A 21,828-nucleotide genomic window follows, 5' to 3' on the forward strand; every position below is an offset into this window, starting at 1 on the left:
GCACTCGGGACCGGCGCGAGGCCACCCGCATCGAATGCCTCCCGTGCATCGCTCGTAGGCTCGCACTCGCGAGAGAGGACCGCATGACCATCCTGATTCAACTCATCTACAGCGGTATCGCGCTGGGGATGATCTACGCCGTGATCGCCTTCGGTTACCAACTGACGTTCGCGACGTCCGGCACCCTGAACTTCGGCCAAGGCGAAGCGCTGATGCTTGGCGCACTGGTCGGCCTGACCCTGGTCGACACCCTCGGTCTGAACTATTGGCTGATGATCCCCATCGTGTGCCTGTTCGGTCTCGTGCAGGGCGCCTTCGTCGAACGTATCGGCGTGAAGCCCGCCTTGCGGATCAAATCGGAGTTCGGCTGGATCATGTCCACCATTGCGTTGGGCATCATCTTCCGTAACGTCGCGGAAAACGTCTGGGGACGCGACGACCTGAAATTCCCGTCGCCGCTGCCTGAGTCGCCCATCAGCCTGATGGGGGCTAACGTGCTGCCGATGGAACTGCTTGTCGTGGCGGGCGCGCTGCTCATGATGGCCGCTGTCGAATTCTTCAACCGCCGCACGATCTACGGCAAAGCCGTCGTGGCCACGGCCAACGACCGCGACGCCGCCGGACTCATGGGCATCAACACCAGTCTGGTGATTACCTTCTCGTATGCGTTGTCGTCCATGGCGGCAGCCTTCGCAGGCGTGCTCGTGGCGCCGTTGACGCTTACCGGCGCCACGATGGGTGCTGTGCTCGGGCTCAAAGCCTTCGCCGTGGCGATCATCGGCGGGTTGTCGAGCGGCATGGGCGTGCTCGTGGGCGGTGTGATCCTGGGCGTGGCCGAGACGACGACCGCGTTCTACATTTCGACCGGCTACAAAGACGTGCCGGGTCTCGTGCTGTTGCTGCTCGTGCTTGCCGTGAAGCCGGCGGGCCTGTTCGGCAAGACCGCCATCAAGAAGGTGTGACCATGACCGCACAGACCTCTACCGCCCGCAGGGCCGGCGATCTCGGCGGCCTGGGCGTGACCGCGAAGCTGGCGGCAATCGTGGGCATCGCCGCGCTGTTCGGTTTTCCGATGGCCGTCGGCAATCCGTATTACATCCACATGATCGAGACGATCATGATCTACGCGATCCTGCTCTTCGGGCTGGACATCGTCGTGGGTTACACCGGACAGGTGTCGCTCGGTCACGCAGGCCTGTTCGGCATCGGCGCCTACGTGGCGGGGGTGTTCTTCGCCAAGCTGGGGCTGTCGCTCTGGCTGGCGCTTCCCGCCGCGATTCTCGTCACGGCGGCGTTCGGCGCAGTTCTCGCGCTACCCGCGCTGCGCGTGATCGGTCCGTATCTGGCCATGGTGACGCTGGCTTTCGGCACCATCATCCAGATTCTCATCAACGAGATGGACTTCCTCACGGCGGGGCCACTCGGCATCAAGCTCACGAAGCCGGTCATCGGCGGTCATCCGATCGACGAGGTCGAGTACTACTGGCTCGTCGCCGTCTTGCTGCTGTTGAGCATGCTCGTGGCGCACCGGATTCTGAAGTCGCACCTCGGGCGCGCCTTCGAAGCGCTGCGCGATTCACCGGTGGCGTCGGACTGTATGGGCGTTTCGGTGTATCGCTACAAGGTGTATGCGTTCGTGATCAGCGCCGGTTTTGCCGGTCTCGCGGGCAGTCTCTATGCGTATTCCGAGCAGTACATCTCGCCGAACACGTACAACTTCGAGCTGACGATTCTGTTCCTGCTGGCCGTCATCATGGGCGGACGCAAGACGCGCAGCGGTTCGCTGCTGGGCGCGGCGATCATCGTGTTGCTGCCGCAGTTGCTCGACGACATCAGTATCTTCCGCATCGTCGCCACGATCATCGCAGCGGTGACCACGGTCGTGGCGGTGAGCGCCATTGCACGCGGACGCACCTCGCTTGCCAAGGCGGCCGTGCCGATCGTCGGCACGATTGCACTCGCAGGCGTGACCTGGTGGCGCGACAGCATCACGGACTGGCGTCTGACGATCTTCGGTCTGATGATCTTGTTCGTCGTGTACTACCTGCCGGACGGCATCGTCGGCTTCCTGCGCTCGCGCGTTCTGCATCGCCGCCGCACGCTGACCGTCTCGGCCACGCAGGTCGACGAGGCCGCCGCAAGCGATACCGATCCGGTGCTGGCGGCCGCAGGCAGTGGCCCGGACGAGCTGCTCAAGGTGCGACAGTTGCTTATGCAGTTCGATGGCCTGAAGGCGCTCAATCAGGTGGATCTGACCGTCAAGCGCGGCACGATTCACGGGCTGATTGGCCCGAACGGCTCGGGCAAGAGCACGATGATGAACGTGCTGACGGGCATCTACGTGCCGACGGCCGGCAGCATCGAGTTTGCCGGACAGTCGCTCGCCGGCAGGACGTCTTCGGACATTGCGCTTTCCGGCGTGGCGCGCACCTTCCAGAACGTGCAGCTTTTCGGGGAGATGACGGCGCTCGAAAACGTGCTGGTGGGTCTGCATCACACGTTCGGCTCGACGCTGGTCGATGTCTCGCTGCGTCTGCCGCGTTACAAGCGGGAAGAGGACGGCGCGCGTGCGCGTGCGATGCGGCTGCTCGACTTCGTGGGTCTGTCGTCGCTCGCCGACGAAGAGGCGCGCAACCTGCCGTACGGCAAACAGCGTTTGCTGGAAATTGCCCGAGCGCTGGCGCTCGACCCGCGTCTGCTGTTGCTCGACGAACCGGCCGCCGGTCTCACGGCTCCCGACATTCGTGAATTGCTCGCAATCATTCGCAAGATTCGGGATCACGGCATCACGGTCATTCTGATCGAACACCACATGGACGTGGTGATGAGCACATGCCAGACGGTATCGGTGCTTGATTTCGGCCAGAAGATCGCCGAGGGGCTGCCGGCGCAGATTCAGGCCGATCCGAAGGTGATCGAGGCGTATCTGGGCGGCGCCACGACGACGCACTGACGACATTCGCGCACGGGGCGCACGGCGGGGGAAGCCCCGGCGTGCGCACCGCGGCCACGACGGATAAACGGAACCACTATGCTTTCCATTCGTAATCTGCAAGCCGGCTACGGCAAAGTGCAGGTGCTGCACGGCATCGACATCGATGTGCCGAGCGGCCAGGTCGTCACGCTCATCGGATCGAACGGCGCAGGCAAGACGACGACCATGCGTGCGGTGTCGGGCATGATCAAGCCGACCGCCGGTGAAATCACGCTGGGCGAGAAGCGTATCGACGGGCTCGACTCGCATCGCATCGCCAAGCTGGGGCTGGCGCATTCCCCCGAAGGCCGGCGCGTGTTCGCCACCATGTCGGTCACGGACAACCTTCGGCTCGGCGCTTTCCCTCGCCTGACGGGCAGCCGCCCGCGCGGCGATGTGGCCGCCGATCTGGAGCGCGCGCTGGATCTCTTCCCGCGTCTCAAGGAGCGGCGCAATCAGTTGGCGGGCACGCTCTCGGGCGGCGAACAGCAAATGCTCGCGATGGCCCGTGCGATCATGCTCCGCCCGGACATCGTGCTGCTCGACGAGCCATCGATGGGGCTGGCGCCGATTCTGGTCGACGAAGTCTTTCGCATCATCGGCAATCTGAAATCGGAAGGCGTGACGATGCTGCTCGTGGAGCAGTTTGCCGCGGCCGCGCTGGCAGTCGCCGATTATGGTTACGTGCTGGAGAACGGCAACATTTCCGTACACGGGCCGGCCGGCAGCCTGCGCAACGACGACAAGGTGCGCGCAGCCTATCTGGGCGGCAGTCACTGATCTCGCGTCAAGGCGCGTTAACGGCAACGGGCAGCCTGTATGGCTGCCCGTTGTGTTTTCCGAGAGGCAATCTTGGGCGAGGTCAGCGACTCACGTCGACCACGTTGCGGCCATGAGTCTTGCCTTTCACCATCGACAGGCGGCGCATCGTCCGTGTTGCGGCGCGCTCACTGCGCGAAGGCAGTTGCGGCGGCGATGGCCTCACGGGTCTCTCGTGTGAGGACGTCGATCAATTGCGCCGCCGGGAGGCTGCGGGCAAGCGGTGCCGCCTGACCGGCCCATTGCGCCGCATAGCCACTTTCCTTGTGCGCCTTCGCGGCGGCGTTGAGCGACTTGCCGGCGTCGTACGTCATCGGATAGTCGGGGATGGCAGGGCGGCCGGGCACTTGCTCCAATGCCCAGAAGTGATTTGCCAGACCGCGTGCCGGACGTCCGGAAATCGCGCGAATGAGCGCGGTGCGCGGCGGTTGTCCGCTCAGTAGCGCTTCGCGGTGGGCGGCGTCGGCGCCAGACTCCGGACATGGCACGAAGGCGGTGCCCATTTGCGCGGCCTGCGCGCCCAGGGCCAGGACTGTCGCAATGCCCGCGCCGTCCATGATGCCGCCCGCCGCGATGACCGGCAGCGAGGTGCGGGCGACCAGCCGCCGCACCAGTGCGAAGGTGCCCAGTTGTTCATCCTCGCTCGGCTGACGATCGCCTTCGTCGTTGAAGCGCCCGCGATGTCCGCCGGCTTCCCAGCCCTGCGCCACGATCGCGTCGATGCCGGCCGCCTCGATGGCAGTGGCTTCCGCCTCGTTGGTCGCGGACGCGAACAACACGATGCCGACGGCCTTCAGTGCGTCGATCCATGCTTGTGATGGCAGCCCGAAATGAAAACTGACGACCGCCGGGCGCGTTTCGAGAAACATCTCGTACATCGCCACATCGTCAACGAAGCTCAGATAGATTTCGCGCAACGAGGCAGGTGGCTTGGCATCGAAGCGAGCGAACGCCGGCGCGAGGTACTCGAGCCACGCCGCGTCGCGGGCGGCATCGGCCTGCGGCGGTACGTGGGTGAAGACGTTCACGTTGAAGGGGCGGTCCGTCAGTGCGCGCGTCTGGCGAATGACTTCGCGTGCTGCCTCGGCATCCATATTGCCGACGGCAAGTGACCCGAGGCCGCCTGCGTTGGATACCGCCGCGACCAGTGCGGGCGTCGATGCCACGGCCATCGGCGCCTGAATGATCGGCGTGGACATACCGAGACGCCGGGTGATGTGAGTTGTCGATGTCATGGACGGCGCCTCGATCAGAACGTAGCGGCCAGATCGCGCAGCGCGTCTAACGTCTCATGCAGTTCTGCACGCAGCACGCCCACGAGTTCGGCGGCAGGCATGGCGCGGGCAAGCGGCGCGGCCTGACCGGCCCATTGCGCGGCGTATTCGTTGTTGCCCTTGGCCTTGGCGGCGGCGTTGATGGCCTTGCCCGCGTCATACGTCACGGGATAGGCGGGCAGGTCGGGGCGCCCGGCCGTTTGCTCCAGCGCATACAGACGGTTCACGAACCCGCGTGCCGGACGTCCCGAGATCGCGCGAATCAGCGCGGTACGCGGCGGATGCGCGCCGGTCAACCGCTCTCGATACGCCGCATCGGCCGAGGATTCCGGGCAGGCGACAAAGGCTGTGCCAAGTTGCGCGGCCTGCGCACCCAGAGCAAGAACTGCCGCAATGCCTGCGCCGTCCATGATGCCGCCCGCGGCGACGACCGGCACCGACGTGTGGGTGACGATCAGGCGCACGAGCGCCAGCGTGCCCAGTTGCTCGTCGTCGGTCGGCACGCGGTCGCCCAGATCTTCGAAGCGGCCACGGTGGCCGCCGGCCTCGTAACCCTGCGCCACGATGGCGTCGACACCGGCTGCCTCGATGGCACGGGCTTCCGCGAGGTTCGTCGCCGAAGCGAACAGCGTGATCCCGGCCGCGTGCAGCGCGTCGATCTTCTCCTGCGACGGCAGCCCGAAATGGAAACTGACGACCGCCGGGCGCTCTTCGAGCAGCATGGCGAACATGGCGTCTTCGGCGACAAAGCTCGTGTAGATCTCGCTCAACGTGGCGGGCGGCTTGGCGTCGAAGCGGGCGAACTCCGGCGCGAGGTAGGCGAGCCAGGCAGCGTCGCGCGTGGTGTCGAGCTTGGCGGGCGCGTGACAGAACACGTTGACGTTGAACGGCTTACGGGTCAGGGCGCGCGTGTCGTGGATCGACTTGCGTGCCGCCTCGGCATTCATCGCCGCAACGCCGATCGAGCCGAGGCCGCCAGCGTTGGAAACGGCAGCGGCGAGCGCTGGCGTGGATGTGCCAGCCATCGGCGCCTGAACGATCGGTGTCAGCAAGCCGAGTCGCTCGATAAGTGCGCGATTGCGAAATCGGGAAGCGGTGGAGCTAGGCATGACGATCTGCACCTTGGAAGGGGTTCGGTGGGGGAAGAGCGAAGGTCACAGCAGCACTATGTTCACTATGGCATACGCTTGATCGCATAAAAGATACCACTTAAATGCATCTTTATGTCGGCAGCCCCTGAAATTGACAGGGGGCATCTCGTCAGGTGTTTCAGATGTGCGGCGTCAGACTGGCTCAACGGGGCTGTCGCCGGTCATATGAGCCCCGTTGTCTCCCATCAGATCGGCGGCGCGCGAGCGCAGCATATCCGCCCGCCGGAAGTAGCCGATGACGGTCGCCACGCTCGTGTGTCCCGTCATTGTCATGGTCTCGGCCAATGGCACCTGTTGAATTGCCGCTTCGGTTACGAAACCGGCACGTAACGAGTGAGCGGAGAAGTCGCCCTCAAGGTTGGCGAGTGCGCAGCGCTCACGCACGATATCGCGCACTGCGGCCTCGGAAAGAGGCTTGCCGACGTGTCCGCCTCGTCGCACTCGACGGAAGATCGGACCGGTTGCAATGCCCGCCGACGTCAGCCAATCCGTCAACGCCACGGCCGCAGCGCCCACGACCGGTTTTTCATTTTCGGGGAGGTCGACGCCTTGCTGGTTCGTTTTCGACCAGCTGAGTGTATAGACGTAATGCTCCGGGCCGGTGCGCCGGACGTTCTCGCACGTCGCGCGTACGACTTCGGAGCGTCGGCGGCCTCCGCTGGCCCAGGCAAACAGCAACAGCGCCCGATCGCGTTTGCCGCGCAGCGAGTCGTCGCAAGTCGCTAGCAGCGCACGCAACGGCTCGCGCGTCAGCGCTTCTTTTTTCGCCGTCCGGACGCCGCGCTTCGCATAGGCACGACGCGTTTTCGCGAGCAGTTCGCGTACCGCCGGATCGCCACACGGATTCGGCAATTCCCGCGACGTATGCAGCTTGGCGATGACGCTCAGCCGATGGAGCAGTGTGGCGAGTGCGGGCGGCCCCCGGCGAGCTTTGAGACCTTGCGCGACCAGCGCGGCATCGACGGCGTCCGGCATCTCGGTTCTGAGGCCATGTTTACCTTGGTGCTGGGCGTGATCGACGACGAACTGCACGACGACAGCCGGCGGCAAGGGCGTGACAAGCGCCTGCCCATAACGCAGCCGATACCAGCCCATCCAGTAGCGCATGGCCGATTGATAACTTTGGCGCGTATTAGCTGAATCGCCTTCCCGGGCGAGCGCTTGCGCAGCTTCACGCGCATCGGCATCTAGCGCTCCCGGATCCAGAGGCGCCGGCAACGCAGAGGCGGAGCGGCTTTGTGCCACCGTGCCAAACGCCAAATCGGGGGATGGCGTGCGGTTAAATGTAATTTTTCTGCCTGACATATGATTTAATATGTAATATGTATTAAATATAACATTATTAATAAATAACCACCGATAATCTTCCATTATCGTGGGTTATTTGGCAATGCCGTCGATCTTCAGGAGTGCTTCGCGATGACTATGTCCCAAACACCGAAATCCCCCATGCCCTCGGCGTTGCCTCGACAGGGTGGGCGCGGGATCTCCGAGCAAGACGTCTGGATGGCGGCCGATGCGTTGTTGATGGCCGGGCAGCGTCCGACGATCGAGCGCATTCGTCAGCAATTGGGCCGAGGGTCGCCGAATACCGTCAGCCCGTATCTCGACGGCTGGTTCGCCGGATTGGGCGCGCGCTTGCAGGGTGGCGCCAATGCGGTCGCAGGATTGCCTGAGGGCGTGACGATGCCGGAGCCGGTGGCGCGTGCGGCGCTCGATTTGTGGGGGCTGGCCCTACAGGAAGGGCGTGTGGCATTGGCGGAAGAAACCGCGAGTCGTCGCGCAGTGCTGGACGCGCGTGAGGCCGAGTTGGCAGCGGATCGCGAAGCATTGGAGCAGGCGCGCGCCGTACTCCACGAGCGGATTGCGTCGGCGGAAACGGCGGCCGCCGATGCGCGTCAGGCAAGAGACGAAGCCCAGGCGCAGGCGCGCCGCGCGGAGACGTTGCTGATCGATGCGCAAGCGGATGCCGTCGCGTCTCGACAGGCCGTGGCTTCGGCCCGAGACGCAGTGCAAGCGCTTCAGGACGAGCACGCCGCACACCGCGCCAATTGGGATGCGGAGCGCACCAAACTTGGGGAGCGAGCGGAGGCGAACGAGCATCGTTTGATGCTTGAGCTTGATGCTGCTCGCGAGTCCATCAAATCGTTGCAGCAGGAGCGCAAGCAATCGCAACGTCAGTTGCAGGAGGCGGAGGCGGGGTTGGCGGCGATGAGCGAAGCGCAGCACGAGATGCGTGCGGCCAAGTCGTTGCAGGATGCCGTGATTGCGCGGTTGCGGGAGCAAGTTGCTGCGCAAGAGTCACTGGCGGCGACTTATCAGGCAATGCTGGCTGCGCCGCCTGCGCCGCCTGCGCCCGGCGGCGTCGCCGGCCGAGCTACGCCGCCCGGCCGCAAACGTCGCGTGAGCAGCGCCGCCATGCCGGCGACCTCGGTGTTGCGCCGGCCACGGCGTACATGAGCGGTTCGGACGGAAGGCCGGACTTCCCCGTCACGCTGGTATTGACCCTCGCACGAATTCAGCGCGTCGACCGTGCTTCTCTCTCACCTCGTCAGCGCCAACGCTGGGCTATCCGATTGCCATCCACCGCCCAATGCGCGGAAGGTGGCGACGGCGGCGCGGGCGTTGTCGGCCTGCGCGAGCGCGTCGGCCTCGCGCACCGACAATAGCTGGCGGTCCGCGTCGAGCACTTCGTAGAGGCTGACGGCGCCGCCGGTGTAGGCCTCTTGGGCGCTGTCGCGGGCGCGCGTCTGTGCGTCAACGGCGCTCGCCAGATCCTTGCGTTGCTGCTCAAGTTCGACAAGCGTGACGATCGCGTTTTCCACATCCTCCGTCGCGCGCAGCATCGACAGACGATATTCCGCAAGCGCTTGCGCGTTCGCGCCGCGTGCCTGTGCAACCTCGGCATCGATCCGGCCGAAGTCGAACAATCGCCAGCGCAATCCCAGCGCGGCCAGCGGCTGGAACGTTGCCACACTCGGCACGCGTCCGCCAGCCAGCGTTTCGAAGCCCAACACGCCTGACAGCGACAGCTTGGGGTAATACTCCGCCAGCGAAGCACCGATGCGTTCGTTCGACGCAGCCAGTCGCCGTTCGGCTGCGATAACGTCGGGGCGGCGACGCAGCAGATCGGCCGGTGCGCTTGCGTCGCCGATGGCGGGGATCGTCAGCGGCCGGGCTTTCAGATCGTCGTCCTGCGTGGTGGCGCTCATGCGGCGCGCATAGGTGCCGGGGGCGGCGCCCATCAGCACATCGAGTCGATTGAGTTGTGTCTCGCGCTCGATACGCAGCGGCGGCAATGTGGTGCGTACCTGTGCGAGCAGGGCCTCGGACTGCGCCACTTCGCGGGCCGTTGCCAGACCATCCTTGAAGCGCAGACGGACGATCTCCATCAGCCGGGCGTCGGTCTCGATCTGGTCCTGGGCGATCGCCAACCGCCGCTGTGCCGCCCGCACCCGGAAATACGCATCGGCCGCTTCCGCGACGATGCTCACACGAACACCATCCTGTTGCGCCTGTGTGGCTTGCGCCAAAGCGCCCGCTGCCTGTGCCGAGCGTTGTAATCCGCCAAATAGATCCAGCTCCCAACTCGCTCCTGCCCCAATGTCGTAGTCCGTGAAGTTGCGGTTGTAGCCGGGTACCGTGCGCGCCACCGCGCCTAGTGGACTCTCCAGCGATTGATGCTCGCGCGTGACGCTGCCGTTCAGTGTCAGCGACGGCAATCGCTGCGCTCCCGCCGCGCGGGCCTGCGCCCGGGCTTGCGCCACGCGCGCTACCGCAGCCTGCAGATCGAGATTCTGCGCCAATGCCTGCTCGACGATGCGGGTCAGCACCGGGTCTTGAAAGCTTGTCCACCACTTATCGAGTCGCACGGCCTCGGCGGCGTCGCCGACTGCGGCGTGATGCGCGGCGTCGCGTTGCGCTAACCAGTCGCTGCCCGCGAAATGTCCCGGCAAATCGGCCTTCGGCGTCACATAGTCGGGGCCGACGGCGCAGCCCGCCAGGGCGCTGACACATAGCGCCAGCAAGGCATGGCGCAGGATCGGGGAGATGATTCCGGGCATCGTCAGCAGAGGGGAGTTCATGGAATTTAATTGGTAACTTGCAAGTTGATAGTCGCAACTCTATACTTACTTACATTATGAAAGCAACCCCTCGTTGCGCGTCTCATTACTCCCCCTAGAGCGAAGAAGGATCGACCGATGACATCCCCGAGCACTCCCGCCCAGAACGCCAGCCAGACGGGCGGCCATTCCGAGAAGCGCGCGTTTTCGCGACGCCTTGCCGTGCGCGGCGCGTTGGTCGTCGTGGCGCTCGCGGCATTGGGTTATGGCACCTACTGGTGGACGACAGCGCGCTATCTTGAGTCGACGGACGACGCGTACGTCGGCGGCGACGTCACGGTGCTCGGGCCGAAGGTGCCCGGGTACATCGCGCAAGTCCTGGTGACCGACAATCAGTCGGTGCACGCTGGCGATGTGCTGGTGCGTCTCGACGATCGCGACTACCGCGCGGCGCTGGCGAAGGCCGAAGGTGCGGTCGCAGCGCAGCAGGCGCTGCTGGCCAATCTGGACGCCACTGCCCGGTTGCAGACGGCGGTCATCGCGCAAGCGCGTGCCAGCGTGGTGGCGGTGGCTGCGGATGCGCGTCGCGCGCACGACGATCAGGTGCGTTATCAGGACCTGGTCGCCAAGTCGGCCGTGTCGGTGCAAAGCGCGCAGAGGGCGGACGCGGATTACAAGCAGATCGCGGCGAACCGCGATCGTGCCGAGGCGGGGGCCGTGGCGGCAGAGCGTCAGCTCGACGTCATCGCCACGCAGAAGCAGCAGGCGCAAGCCGCGCTGGCACAGGCAGTGGCCGAGCGCGATATTGCCAGGCTCAACCTCGAAGACACGGTGTTGCGGGCGCCGGTGGATGGCACCGTCGGCAACCGGCGTGCGCGGACCGGGGCTTATGCGCAGGCGGGCACGCAGTTGCTCGCCATCGTGCCCGCGCATGGTCTGTGGGTCGATGCGAACTTCAAGGAAGGGCAGGTCGCGCATCTGCGCGCCGGCATGCCGGTGAAGATCGAAGCTGACGTATTGCCGGGCCGGGTATTTCATGGGCGAGTGGCGAGCCTCGCGCCGGCTACCGGGGCGCAGTTCAGCGTGTTACCACCAGAGAACGCCACGGGCAACTTCACCAAGATCGTCCAGCGTGTGCCGGTTCGGGTGCAACTCGACGCCGCCGATGGCCGCCTGGGCACGTTGCGTCCCGGACTGTCGGTGACGGCGGAAGTCGATGCGCGTGGCGACGGTAGCGACACGTCTTCCGCGCCCGGGGCGGCAAAGGTTGCCGCGCGATGAGCGCCGCGCAAACGGGGGCGGTGCAGCCGCTGCCTGCGGGCGAGGCGGGCGGTGCGAGGCCAGCCCATTCCGCCAACGATGAGCGAACGACCGGCGCGCTGCCCGCGCCTGGCGATGGCTACTCTGCCGACGCCATGTCGACGCAAGCGAAGGTCATCGCCTTCGCGACGATGGTGGTCGGCATGTTCATCGCATTGCTCGATATTCAGATCGTGTCGGCGTCGCTAAGAGACATTGGTGGCGGGCTGTCGGCCGGTGCCGATGAAACGGCGTGGGTCCAGACGAGCTACCTGATTGCCGAGATCATCGTGATTCCGCTCTCGGGCTGGCTCTCGCGAGTGATGTCGACCCGCTGGATCTTCGCGGCGTCTGCGGCGGGCTTTACGGTGGCCAGCCTGCTGTGCGGTGCGGCGTGGAACATCCAGAGCATGATCGCGTTTCGCGCGTTGCAGGGATTCCTTGGCGGTTCGATGATTCCGCTGGTATTCACGACGGCCTTCGCCTTTTTCACCGGGCCGCAACGTGTGCTGGCCGCCGCAGTGGTCGGTGGCCTGTCGTCGCTCGCGCCGACCCTGGGGCCGACCATTGGCGGATGGATTACCGATAACTACTCGTGGCACTGGCTGTTCTTCGTCAACCTCGTGCCGGGCATTTTCGTGACGGTCACGGTGCCGCTGCTGGTGCGCATCGACCGTGCCGACTGGTCGCTGCTGCGCGGTGCGGACTATCTGGGCATCGTTCTCATGGCAGTCAGTCTCGGCTGCCTCGAGTACACACTGGAAGAAGGGCCGCGCTGGGATTGGTTCGGCGACAGCACGATTCGCACGACGGCATGGCTCGCCGGGCTCTGCATGATCGCGTTCCTCTGGCGCAGTCTCACGTTCGCAAGGCCCATCGTGGATCTCCGGGCACTGAAAGAGCGCAACTTCGCGTTAGGCTGCTTCTTCTCGTTCGCGACCGGCATCGGTATCTTCGCGACGATCTATCTCACGCCACTATTTCTCGGACGAGTGCGCGGATTTTCGGCGTTCGAGATCGGTATGGCCGTCTTTTCGACGGGCGTGTTCCAACTGATGTCGATCCCGATCTACGCGGCATTGGCCAATCGCATCGATTTGCGCGTACTGATGATGCTCGGGCTAGGGGGCTTCGCCTTGTCGATGTGGCAGTTCGCACCGATTACCCACGACTGGGGCACTTGGCAACTCATGTTGCCGCAGGCATTGCGCGGTGCGGCGCAGCAGTTCGCCGTCGCTCCAATCGTCACGCTGACATTGGGGAGTCTTCCGCCCGCACGGCTGCGTCTGGCGTCGGGCCTGTTTAATCTGATGCGAAATCTCGGCGGTGCCATCGGCATCGCGGTGTGCACGACCGTGCTGAACGACCGGACGAATCTGCATTTCTTCCGGCTGGCCGAGCGCATGGGCGAGGGGAGTCCGGCGGTCGGGGCGTGGCTGGCGGGCGTTGGGGCGCGCATGAGTGCGGCGGGCCTCGATGCCCTCGATGTGCAAACGGCGGCGCTGCGTCAGCTTTGGTTGTTGACGCTGCGTGAGGCACAAACGATCACGTTCGGCGACATTTACGGTGGATTGGGTCTGATCTTTCTTTGCGTGACACTCATGGTGCCCCTGATGCGCCGGGTTGCACCTCCCAAAGCGCCGAGCGCCGACGCGCATTAAGGCGTCGGCAGCAGAATTCACTTCAGATAATTTGCGTGATGATTGATCGGTAAGTCATTGATTTTTATTGGGGTGCTGATTGGGTGCTTGCGCCATGTGTGGGAAATCGTGCTGCCGCGACACTGGCCGGCTTGCTTGCAGGTGTCGACGCGCTTATGCTCACTTGCATGGTAATAGGCAGCGTCGGCCCTCTCCGAACGCGAGGAGTCCTTATGCAACGAAAGACATTCCGCGACATGCAATGCCCTATCGCCCGCAGCCTTGAGCGCGTGGGCGAGTGGTGGAGCATTCTGATTCTGCGCGAGGCCGGCTACGGCACGACCCGCTTCGACGATTTTCAGCGACGCCTCGATATTGCGCCGAACATGCTGACCCGCCGGTTGAACGCGTTGGTCGAAGAAGGGTTGCTGGCGCGACGGCAATATTGCGACCGGCCGCCACGCTTCGAATATGTGCTCACCGATGCCGGCAGAGATTTCCGGCCGGTGCTGTGGGCGTTGCTCGCATGGGGAAACCGGCACTTTGCACCGGAGGGCATTTCGGCTCTGCTGATTGACCGGGAGACGGGGGAGGTCGTCGAACCGGTCGTGATCGACGCGGTGACGGGGGTGCGGCTGGACCCGAAGCGTCACATTCCGACGGCAGGGCCGGCGGCCAACGAAGGGATGCGCAAGCGGCTTGCCCGGGCGGCGGCCTTTGCGACCGGGGAGCCGTTTGACGAGGGCGCTGCGCCAGACGTGCCGGAAGCCGACGTCGAGACCACAGCCGAGACTGCCGGGCGCTGAAGCGGCGGTGACGGACGACAGGGCGCGTGACTCAGGCGATTCAGGCCATCGCCGGTGTGTCGGGTACCCCCGGCAATGACGCAAGCAGCCGGGCGAACGCATCGCCCGTGAGCGGTTTGCCAAGCAGGAAACCTTGCAGTTCGTCGCAATCGAGTGTCTTGAGCGCCTCGCGCTGCGAGGCCGTCTCGACGCCCTCGGCCACCACGTCCATATCGAGCGAGTGCGCCAGCGCAATGATCGCCGACACGACGGCGCTGCCTTCGTGGCCGCAGGTGTCGAGCCCGTTCGTGAAGAATCGGTCCATCTTCAACTGCTTGACGCGGAAGCGCTGCAAATACGCGAGACTCGAATATCCCGTGCCGAAATCGTCAATCGCCACTTCGAAGCCGTGATCCTGAAACGCGCGGATCACGTCGATGGTGTGCTGGGCGTCGAACATTGCCACCGTCTCGGTGATTTCGAACATGAGCCGGTCGTGTGCGATTCCCACCTCGTTCACGATCTGAACAATGTTCTCCACCAGCGACGACTGCGCCATCTGGCGCGGTGAGAGGTTGATCGCGACCTTGACCGGGGGAAGACCGGCGGCGTCCCATTCCCTGATGTGCTGGCAGGTGGCGCGCACGACCCAATAGCCGATCTGGACGATCTGGCCGGTGCGTTCCGCCACCGGTATGAAGTCGACCGGTTGCAGGTCTCCGAAGGTCGGATGCGCCAGACGCAGCAGCGCTTCGGCGCCAGCCAGTGCTTCGGTGTCGCCGCGGTATTTCGGCTGGAAGTGCAGTGAGAAATATTGTTCGTTCTGCGCGTCGTGCAGTGCCTGCTGGATTTCCCAGGTGCGTTGGGCGGCAGCATTCATGCGCGGCTCGAAGTAGCGGTAGATGCCGCGTCCGGCGCGCTTGGCTTCGTACATGGCGGTGTCGGCATGCTTGAGCAGCATGTCGATGCTGTCGCCATCTTCCGGGAAGAGGGCCACGCCAATGCTGGGCACGACGTGCAGCGATTGGTCGCCGACACGCAATCCGTCGCGCATATCGTCGAGCAGACGTTGTGCCACACGTCCTGCAACCTCCGGTGACGACAAAGACCCGAGCAACACGACGAACTCGTCGCCGCCCAGACGGGCAACCAGGTCGTCGCCGTTCACATTCTTGCGAAGGCGCTTGGCGAAGGCGCGAAGGACGTCGTCGCCCACGTTGTGGCCGAGCGAATCGTTGATGGTCTTGAAGCCGTCCAGATCCATGAAGAGCACGGCGAAACGGCGCTGGTCGCGACGCGAGTTGATGAGCATGCGGGCTGCTGCGTCGTGCAGGGCGCGGCGGTTGGGCAGATCGGTCAACGCATCGTAAGTCGCCATGCGGGCGATCTGCGTGTTCAGTTGCAGCACGGAGTTGGCAAGGAAGCTGGTGCGGGCGTCGAGGCGCGAGACGAGCAACGTGGTGACGAGAATCAGGAAGGTGAACAGACTGATGGTCGTCACCAGCCACGGCGAACTGACGCCGCCGGCTGCACCGCAAATGGCGCCCGGCGTAAAGTTGGCGGCCGCCATGCCGGTGAAGTGCATCGCCGTGATGGCCCCCCCCATGACGACGGCGGCACCGACTCGCTTGGCCAAGACATAGCGCAGACTGCCGTCGCGCAGCGTCCGGGCGATCCACAGTGCGGCGGTGGCTGCGGCAATCGCGATCAGAATCGACGCCGCAAAGAGTCCCGGATCATATTCGATATCAGGATTCATTTTCATCGCTGCCATGCCGCTGTAGTGCATGGCAGCGATACCGAGGCCGAGCGTGATGCCGGCACAGCCCAGCCGCCACCTGGAACAGCGTTCATCGGCAATCAGCCAGAGCGCCGCCCAGGAAATGGCGATGGCAATGCCGAGAGAGCCTGCCGTGATGCCGGGGTCATAGCCCAGCGGGATGGTGGTCGTCGATGTCAGTGGCGACCACGAGGGCGACAGCGACAAGGCAAGCATGCCGATGAAGTGCATGGACCAAATGCCGATACCCATGGCAGCAGCGCCCACGGCAAGCCACGCGTGACGCATGCCACGGTGAGTCAGGAGGTAGATGCGACCCGAAAGGTCGAGCGCCGTGAACGACGCGAGCACTGCAACCGCAAGCGATAACGCAACAAGCCAACCACTGTACGAACTGGACATATGAAAACCAACCGAAAAGTCCCGCTTAACTGGTTATCGGCATGGGTGGCCAATAGTTGAGGGTGGTGTCGGAATTTTTCCGACAACGCACTGCGCCCAATGCGACGGGAGCCGGGAATCGGCCGATGTCCGCGCACATCGCGCCAATGCTCGACAGTGCTGATGCCATGGTGAATAATCCGTCCATACCCGCTCCGGCGAACGTTCTCGGCGATGGGCGCCCTCGTGGCGTTTCGCGTGCAACGTGCCGGTGGCGACCCTTCGGACCACGAAATCGAGGGCACGAACTAGGGAGCAGGCGGGGGAATAATACGGCAGCCCTCGATTTTGCCTGATTTCCGTCGGAATTCCTCGCACTGCGTCAATCTTGGTGGTCAATTTGCCCGCTGGAGCTGTGCTATGCGCATTCGCATGTGGCTGTTGCAAGTGTTGGTGGTATGTGGAATGACAATGGCGCCGGGGCTTCCGGCGATGGCAGCAACGTCTGCCGCTTCTGCCTCGACCGGGGGCGCAGACTCGGCAAGCCGGGGCAGTAGCGCGTCAGGGGCGGTCTCCCCTGAGAGTGGCGCTTCTGCCACCGATGCTCAGGATGGCGTCGAACTGCGCTTCATGGACCGTCCCGTCGTGACGTTTCGCGGCGTCATCGGCGGCGCCACGCCGGCCGTGCGTGCGGCGCGGGCGCAGTCGGTGCTCGAGAGCCTGCCGACCAGCGCCTTCGACGCCCCGGTCGACGTGTTGCGGGCCTCGCTGGGCAGCGTCTCAGGTGTGGCCTTCCGCGTTCAGGACCGGATTCTTTTCGCGATGACCGCAGACGACCTCGCGCCGGGCGACCCGCGCACGCTCGACGCTGCCGCCGAGGACGCTCAAAAACGCCTGCAAGTGGCCTTCGCTGCCCGTCGCGAACAACTGCATTGGCCGACCATCCTGCGTGGTGTTGCCCTCAGCGCGCTCGCCCTGGTCGTGCTTGCGATGCTCCTGATCAGCATCGGCCGTATGCGGACCCGACTGGAGGTGCGCCTGCAAAGCGCCTTCGAGAAACGCATTTTGCAGCGCACTGCGCGCACTTTCGACTGGACCGGCTCGGCGGTCCACCTCGTCCATCAGATCGTTCAGATCGGCGCCGTGTGTCTGGCACTGGCCTTCGGCTATCTGTACCTGATTTTCGTGCTCATGCAGTTCCCGGCCAGTCAGCCGATGGCTGGGCGGCTATCGGCCTTTCTGTGGACGCTGGTCGACCGTTTCGGGATCGGGGTTGCCGCTTCCATCCCGGGGGTCATGACGGTCATCGTCATCTTTCTGCTGACACGCGCGCTGCAAAGCCTCATCAACAACGTGTTCGATGCGGTGCAGAGCGGGCGTCTGACCATTCCCGGCATGCATCCCGAGACGGCCGGGGCCACGCGGCGTGTGGTCTCCGTGGTGTTGTGGGGGCTGGCGATCACCTTTGCCTATCCTTATATGCCGGGTGCACAGAGCGACGTCTTCAAGGGGCTGTCCGTGTTGCTGGGTCTGATGGTGACATTGGGCTCGAGCGGTATCGTCAACCAGTTGATGAGCGGGATGGTCGTGATCTACAGTCGTGCGCTGAAAAAGGGCGATCTTGTTTCGATCGGCGATGCGACGGGTGTGGTTGTGAGCGTCGATGCGCTCTCGGTGAAGATCGTCAATCTGGCGGAGCAGTCGCTGACCATTCCGAACGCGGTGGTTGTCGCGTCGACGGTGCGTAATTTCTCGGCGCAGGGCCACGAGCGAGCCGTCGCCCTCAGCACGACGCTCACCATCGGCTACGACACCCCGTGGCGGCAGGTTCATGCCATGCTGATCGAAGCCGCAGGACACACGCCGCAGGTCGCCCCCCAGCCGGCGCCGTATGTCCTGCAACGCGCCTTGTCGGACTTCTACGCCGAGTATGAGATCTTCGCCACGTTGCGAGACCCGTCAACACACTTTGCCGCGCTCTCGGCGCTGCACGAGAACATTCAGGACGTCTTCAACCGTTACGGCGTTCAGATCATGTCGCCGCACTTCCAAAAGCAACCGGATTCGTCGCTCACCATCCCTCCGGAACACTGGTATCCGGCACCTGCTCGCGCTCCGGCGGGCGAGCGTCCACCGGCGTCTGTGTCACCTGCTGCATCGCAAGAACAAGGAGCTGGTCATGCCCGCTAAATCGTTGCCTGCGTCTGCGTCGTCCAAAGTGAGTGCCACTGCGTCTTCTGCTTCCACGCCGTCGCTCGATGCCGATACGCTGCCCGTGCCGGTGGTGCCGTTTGAAACCCGTGTCGCCGTTGGACGAAAGCTGCGAGAGAAAACGCCTCGGGGCAGTCATGCCCGCCTCGGGAATACTGATCGGGACATCATCGAACTGCTGCGCACGAGCAGCGATGGGCGCGTTGGCGCGCTTGTTCCATTGCGCTATGGGCGCATGCTGGCCTCACCCTTTGCGTTCTACCGGGGCAGTGCCATCGTGCAGGCGCACGATCTTGCGGGCACCCCGAATACCGGCCTGACCATGCAGATTTGCGGAGACTGCCATCTGGCCAACTTCGGCGGGTTCGCCACGCCGGAGCGCACGCTGATCTTCGATCTGAACGATTTCGACGAGACCGCACCCGGCCCCTGGGAGTGGGATCTGAAGCGTCTATGCGCGAGCCTGGTGCTCGCCGCCCGGCAGTTCGGCTTTGGCGACACCCTGGGTGTCGAGATGGTGCGTACTGCCGTGAACTCCTATGCGCGGCGTCTGGACGAGTACGCTCACATGCCGACCATCGCGCTATGGCATGAGCAAGTCACGTTCGAGCGCATGCTCGGCCTTGCCCAGACCGAGCGCGTGCGCGAGGGCGTCAAACGCGGCATTGCACGAGCAAGCGGGCGCACGCATGAAAACGTGTTGCCCAAGTTCGCCCAGCACGTCGGCGATCACTGGCAGATTCGCGACGCGCCGCCCACGGTCTTCCACGTCCACGGGGCGACGACGCTGTTCGGTCCGGAAGACGACTGGCTTGGGCTGGGCGACTGGCGCAAGCTGTTCGCCCCCGTGTACAAGAGCTATGTGGATTCGCTGTCACCCGATCGCGCCCGTATGCTGGCGAACTATACGCAGGAGGATCTGGCGTTCAAGGTCGTGGGCGTTGGCAGCGTCGGCACACGGTGTCTGGTGTTGCTCATGATGGATACCCATGAGCAACCGCTGTTTCTGCAATTCAAGGAGGCGTCCAGGTCGGTCGTCTCGCGTTTCTTCAGGAACGTCACGCCCAAGCATGACGGACGCCGCGTGGTCGAAGGCCAGCGACTCATGCAGGCGGCGTCCGACGCCTTTCTCGGCTGGGGTTCCGGCCCGTTCGGCCGCTGCATTTACGGACGCCAACTACGCGATATGAAGATATCCGCGCAGTTCGAGCTGTTCCGGGCCGACGGTTTCCGGGAATATGCGGGCCTTTGCGGGTGGGTGCTGGCGCGTGCCCACGCCAAAGCCGGCGGGTGCGCCGCGGAGCTGGTCGGTTACGTGGGCAAGGGCATCCGTCTTGGTGAGGCGTTGACCCGTTACGCGACGGATTACGCCGATCAGGTCGAGCGCGATTACGAGGTGTTTCGCAAGGCGTGCCGCGACGGGCGGCTCGAAGCTCGCACCGATGCCGACATGGCCGCGGATTTCATGGCATGAAGGGGGGCATCCCGCCAAGGCACTCCGAGGACTGAGAGGAGGGCTTTGGCGCACGCCAATGCATCGGTGGCGAGCACGCGCCGCATTGGTGCCGCGACACGGTGCTAAACGGGTAATTCGTAGGAATTGTCCGATGTATTAGGCGGCATATGTACGTAATCCTCGTGCAGATGCCACGTTTCATCCTCGCAGATTGCTTTCGAAATTCACTGCAAGGCATTGATTTTCATGTGAATTCTTAACGTGAGAATCGACGTCGAATCGACGTTGTGCCGTTTGCCAGCGTCCGCCTACACATCTTTCAGATTTCGCCGATTCGCCGGATGAAACCGGCTATCTACAATCAATTTCAACAAGACCGGTGCCAGTCGCAACAGCACGGACGGCAGTCGAGGAGGTTGGCATGGCGAAGCGCATCCCCCCAACGCGGAAGTCGTCGCAGGACCAGACGGCGGACACAGGGGAGCAGTACGAGCAGCACGCACTGACGCATGAAGACGGTGACGCCGAGACGATTGGCGCGCAGCCGCCGCCCGCCTCGGAAGGCGATGCGGATGCCCAAAAGCATGCAGCCCGGCAGTCGGCCACCCGTGGTGCACAGACGTTGCATGCGCAAAAGCAGAGCGACCCGGCATGGCTTGGTGCCTCTGACCCGGAGCGTCCGTCGCAGTCTTTGCGGGTCGATTGGCCGGAAGGCACGGAAGGGGTTGAGACGGTACGGAACCCCCGAGACACCGAAGGCAAAACGATGTCAGGCGAGGCCGAGTGGGCCACAGGGAGCCGGGGCCGCGATGGCGACGAGCAAGGTCACGCGAATGCAGGCGTGCGGGGCAGGCCGCAAGAGACGGCAAACGCCACCGTCCATGCCCGCTCGCGTGGCCCGTCGTCTGCCGACGTCGCGGTTCGTAACGATGTCCGCGAGGCGTTGTCCGAAGCACGCGACCTCGAGGTATCGCATGTCGACGTCACGGTGGCTTCGGGACTGGTGTTGCTCACGGGTTATGTTCCCGAGCGCTGGATGAAGCATGTGGTGCAGACGGTCGTCTCGAAAGTCCCCGGTGTGAGCGGCGTGGACAACCGGTTACACGAGCGTCGCGATAAGGCGATGAGCCGTCCGGGCGAAAGTCAGGAAGGTCACAAGATATGACAGGTAACACTGCGGTACGGGACATCCGACCACCCGGCCCGTGTTGTCGAAAGACACACGCTTCGGGGGCTGGCGAAAAAGGCAGGATCGGGCATCTCCCAGCGAGGAGATGTGTCGCCAATGACCCGGTCGTCGCAGGGGCACCGCACGTGAGGCGTGCGAGAGGTGATGTCCAAGGCGGCAATGCCGCCGATGTGACGGCTAATTCTCGGGAGATCAACAATGAAACAATCGAATCTGCTCAAACTTGTCATGGCCGGTGCACTTGCAACGACGGGCCTTGCCGCACACGCCCTCGATCAGGGCGGGATCATCAAGATCGCCGATAACGCAAGCGCCAGCGGCGTCATGAGCGATGCCGGCCGCAAGATCGACGATTCGGCGCTTACCGCCAAGATCAAGGCTGAGCTACTCGCCAAGAAGGACGTGCCGTCGACCAAGATCCACGTGACTACGCGTCATGGTGTGGTGCATCTGACCGGCTCGGTACCGCAGTCGGCGCAACGAACCCTCATTGTGGATACGGTCAAGGGCGTTGACGGTGTGGTCGACGTCAAGGACGACATCAAGGTAATGAAGTAACTCGGATTTCGTCATGTCGAGGGCGTGTGTTCTCACGCCTCGACGTCACTGGACGAAGGAGACCATCATGATGGGCATCGAGAAGGATGCGCTCAGAAAGGCGCCAGGATTCGACAAAGATTGCTGGCCGAGTATGGCCGACCTGCATTGGGCCGAGCAGGTGCATACGTATTACACCGTCGACCCGTATTGGCATTGAGCCGCGAGAGACCTCGTTCATGCCGAGCCCAATTGAAATCTGCCGGCT

At 64.0% G+C, this 21,828-nt stretch carries 17 protein-coding genes; 12 read left to right on the top strand and 5 right to left on the bottom strand.

All coding sequences use genetic code 11. From position 1 onward, the window contains the following. Positions 1-83 precede the first annotated feature (83 nt). The 3 genes from PCO31110_RS22115 to PCO31110_RS22125 all read left to right on the top strand — a co-directional run bounded on the left by PCO31110_RS22115 (position 84) and on the right by PCO31110_RS22125 (position 3,754). Positions 84-962 carry a branched-chain amino acid ABC transporter permease gene (locus PCO31110_RS22115; protein ID WP_010807853.1) on the top strand — a complete coding sequence of 293 codons (879 nt, stop codon included), beginning with the start codon at positions 84-86 and terminating at the stop codon, positions 960-962. Positions 963-1,072: 110 nt separating this feature from the next. After that, entirely contained in the window at positions 1,073-2,953 is a 1,881-nt protein-coding gene (locus PCO31110_RS22120; protein WP_051126121.1) for a branched-chain amino acid ABC transporter ATP-binding protein/permease, read from the top strand. Between the two features lie 78 nt (positions 2,954-3,031). Beyond that, positions 3,032-3,754, top strand: a complete 723-nt coding sequence (locus PCO31110_RS22125) for an ABC transporter ATP-binding protein (RefSeq protein ID WP_010807855.1) — start codon at positions 3,032-3,034, stop codon at positions 3,752-3,754. A gap of 167 nt (positions 3,755-3,921) precedes the next feature. Here PCO31110_RS22125 and PCO31110_RS22130 read toward each other — a convergent pair whose 3' ends face one another. The 3 genes from PCO31110_RS22130 to PCO31110_RS22140 form a co-directional block, all read right to left on the bottom strand. Further along, on the bottom strand, positions 3,922-5,028 hold the full coding sequence (locus PCO31110_RS22130; protein ID WP_150691392.1) for an NAD(P)H-dependent flavin oxidoreductase: 1,107 nt from the start codon (positions 5,026-5,028) through the stop codon (positions 3,922-3,924). A gap of 14 nt (positions 5,029-5,042) precedes the next feature. Continuing rightward, a complete protein-coding gene (locus PCO31110_RS22135) occupies positions 5,043-6,176 on the bottom strand; it encodes an NAD(P)H-dependent flavin oxidoreductase (protein WP_036661328.1) in 1,134 nt (377 codons plus the stop codon). Positions 6,177-6,350: 174 nt separating this feature from the next. Beyond that, on the bottom strand, positions 6,351-7,325 hold the full coding sequence (locus PCO31110_RS22140; RefSeq protein WP_246189934.1) for a site-specific integrase: 975 nt from the start codon (positions 7,323-7,325) through the stop codon (positions 6,351-6,353). A 312-nt stretch (positions 7,326-7,637) separates the two neighbouring features. Between PCO31110_RS22140 and PCO31110_RS22145 the strand changes: the two genes are divergently transcribed. Further along, positions 7,638-8,678: a DNA-binding protein gene (locus PCO31110_RS22145; RefSeq protein WP_081636136.1), complete on the top strand. Its 1,041-nt coding sequence runs from the start codon at positions 7,638-7,640 to the stop codon at positions 8,676-8,678. A gap of 83 nt (positions 8,679-8,761) precedes the next feature. On the opposite strand, the gene PCO31110_RS22150 is transcribed toward PCO31110_RS22145, so the two are convergent. Next, positions 8,762-10,303, bottom strand: coding sequence for an efflux transporter outer membrane subunit (locus PCO31110_RS22150; RefSeq protein ID WP_370855848.1), 1,542 nt, complete (start codon positions 10,301-10,303; stop codon positions 8,762-8,764). Between the two features lie 117 nt (positions 10,304-10,420). Between PCO31110_RS22150 and PCO31110_RS22155 the strand changes: the two genes are divergently transcribed. From PCO31110_RS22155 to PCO31110_RS22165, 3 genes are all read left to right on the top strand, one after another. Next, positions 10,421-11,563, top strand: a complete 1,143-nt coding sequence (locus PCO31110_RS22155) for an HlyD family secretion protein (protein WP_150691393.1) — start codon at positions 10,421-10,423, stop codon at positions 11,561-11,563. Between the two features lie 134 nt (positions 11,564-11,697). Continuing rightward, the gene (locus PCO31110_RS22160) at positions 11,698-13,242 is read left to right on the top strand and encodes a DHA2 family efflux MFS transporter permease subunit (protein WP_174979717.1); all 1,545 of its coding nucleotides are present in this window, start codon (positions 11,698-11,700) and stop codon (positions 13,240-13,242) included. A 212-nt stretch (positions 13,243-13,454) separates the two neighbouring features. Further along, a complete protein-coding gene (locus tag PCO31110_RS22165; protein ID WP_150691395.1) occupies positions 13,455-14,027 on the top strand; it encodes a winged helix-turn-helix transcriptional regulator in 573 nt (190 codons plus the stop codon). 40 nt (positions 14,028-14,067) lie between these two features. On the opposite strand, the gene PCO31110_RS22170 is transcribed toward PCO31110_RS22165, so the two are convergent. Beyond that, the gene (locus PCO31110_RS22170) at positions 14,068-16,188 is read right to left on the bottom strand and encodes a putative bifunctional diguanylate cyclase/phosphodiesterase (protein ID WP_010807864.1); all 2,121 of its coding nucleotides are present in this window, start codon (positions 16,186-16,188) and stop codon (positions 14,068-14,070) included. Between the two features lie 399 nt (positions 16,189-16,587). On the opposite strand from PCO31110_RS22170, the gene PCO31110_RS22175 reads away from it, so the two are divergent. The 5 genes from PCO31110_RS22175 (at position 16,588) to PCO31110_RS26190 (ending at position 21,780) form a co-directional block, all read left to right on the top strand. Beyond that, positions 16,588-18,357 carry a mechanosensitive ion channel family protein gene (locus tag PCO31110_RS22175; RefSeq protein WP_081636137.1) on the top strand — a complete coding sequence of 590 codons (1,770 nt, stop codon included), beginning with the start codon at positions 16,588-16,590 and terminating at the stop codon, positions 18,355-18,357. Then, on the top strand, positions 18,347-19,852 hold the full coding sequence (locus PCO31110_RS22180; protein ID WP_150691396.1) for a DUF2252 domain-containing protein: 1,506 nt from the start codon (positions 18,347-18,349) through the stop codon (positions 19,850-19,852). Before PCO31110_RS22175 ends, PCO31110_RS22180 begins: the two co-directional genes overlap by 11 nt. Positions 19,853-20,255: 403 nt before the next feature. Then, positions 20,256-20,999: a BON domain-containing protein gene (locus tag PCO31110_RS22185; RefSeq protein ID WP_010807867.1), complete on the top strand. Its 744-nt coding sequence runs from the start codon at positions 20,256-20,258 to the stop codon at positions 20,997-20,999. Positions 21,000-21,221: 222 nt separating this feature from the next. Further along, complete coding sequence (locus PCO31110_RS22190) at positions 21,222-21,581, top strand: BON domain-containing protein (protein WP_010807868.1); 360 nt, start codon at positions 21,222-21,224, stop codon at positions 21,579-21,581. Between the two features lie 67 nt (positions 21,582-21,648). Continuing rightward, entirely contained in the window at positions 21,649-21,780 is a 132-nt protein-coding gene (locus tag PCO31110_RS26190) for a hypothetical protein (RefSeq protein WP_010807869.1), read from the top strand. The last annotated feature ends 48 nt before the right edge of the window (positions 21,781-21,828 follow it).

The organism is Pandoraea communis (genome assembly GCF_902459745.1).
Lineage (GTDB): Bacteria > Pseudomonadota > Gammaproteobacteria > Burkholderiales > Burkholderiaceae > Pandoraea > Pandoraea communis.

Excerpts from the sequence above, each read along its gene's own strand:
- PCO31110_RS22115 (WP_010807853.1), top strand. The coding sequence starts at position 84 with ATGACCATCCTGATTCAACTCATCTACAGCGGTATCGCGCTGGGGATG.
- PCO31110_RS22120 (WP_051126121.1), top strand. The coding sequence starts at position 1,073 with ATGGCCGTCGGCAATCCGTATTACATCCACATGATCGAGACGATCATG.
- PCO31110_RS22125 (WP_010807855.1), top strand. The coding sequence starts at position 3,032 with ATGCTTTCCATTCGTAATCTGCAAGCCGGCTACGGCAAAGTGCAGGTG.
- PCO31110_RS22130 (WP_150691392.1), bottom strand. The coding sequence starts at position 5,028 with ATGACATCGACAACTCACATCACCCGGCGTCTCGGTATGTCCACGCCG.
- PCO31110_RS22135 (WP_036661328.1), bottom strand. The coding sequence starts at position 6,176 with ATGCCTAGCTCCACCGCTTCCCGATTTCGCAATCGCGCACTTATCGAG.
- PCO31110_RS22140 (WP_246189934.1), bottom strand. The coding sequence starts at position 7,325 with ATGCGCTACTGGATGGGCTGGTATCGGCTGCGTTATGGGCAGGCGCTT.
- PCO31110_RS22145 (WP_081636136.1), top strand. The coding sequence starts at position 7,638 with ATGACTATGTCCCAAACACCGAAATCCCCCATGCCCTCGGCGTTGCCT.
- PCO31110_RS22150 (WP_370855848.1), bottom strand. The coding sequence starts at position 10,303 with ATGAACTCCCCTCTGCTGACGATGCCCGGAATCATCTCCCCGATCCTG.
- PCO31110_RS22155 (WP_150691393.1), top strand. The coding sequence starts at position 10,421 with ATGACATCCCCGAGCACTCCCGCCCAGAACGCCAGCCAGACGGGCGGC.
- PCO31110_RS22160 (WP_174979717.1), top strand. The coding sequence starts at position 11,698 with ATGTCGACGCAAGCGAAGGTCATCGCCTTCGCGACGATGGTGGTCGGC.
- PCO31110_RS22165 (WP_150691395.1), top strand. The coding sequence starts at position 13,455 with ATGCAACGAAAGACATTCCGCGACATGCAATGCCCTATCGCCCGCAGC.
- PCO31110_RS22170 (WP_010807864.1), bottom strand. The coding sequence starts at position 16,188 with ATGTCCAGTTCGTACAGTGGTTGGCTTGTTGCGTTATCGCTTGCGGTT.
- PCO31110_RS22175 (WP_081636137.1), top strand. The coding sequence starts at position 16,588 with ATGCGCATTCGCATGTGGCTGTTGCAAGTGTTGGTGGTATGTGGAATG.
- PCO31110_RS22180 (WP_150691396.1), top strand. The coding sequence starts at position 18,347 with ATGCCCGCTAAATCGTTGCCTGCGTCTGCGTCGTCCAAAGTGAGTGCC.
- PCO31110_RS22185 (WP_010807867.1), top strand. The coding sequence starts at position 20,256 with ATGGCGAAGCGCATCCCCCCAACGCGGAAGTCGTCGCAGGACCAGACG.
- PCO31110_RS22190 (WP_010807868.1), top strand. The coding sequence starts at position 21,222 with ATGAAACAATCGAATCTGCTCAAACTTGTCATGGCCGGTGCACTTGCA.
- PCO31110_RS26190 (WP_010807869.1), top strand. The coding sequence starts at position 21,649 with ATGATGGGCATCGAGAAGGATGCGCTCAGAAAGGCGCCAGGATTCGAC.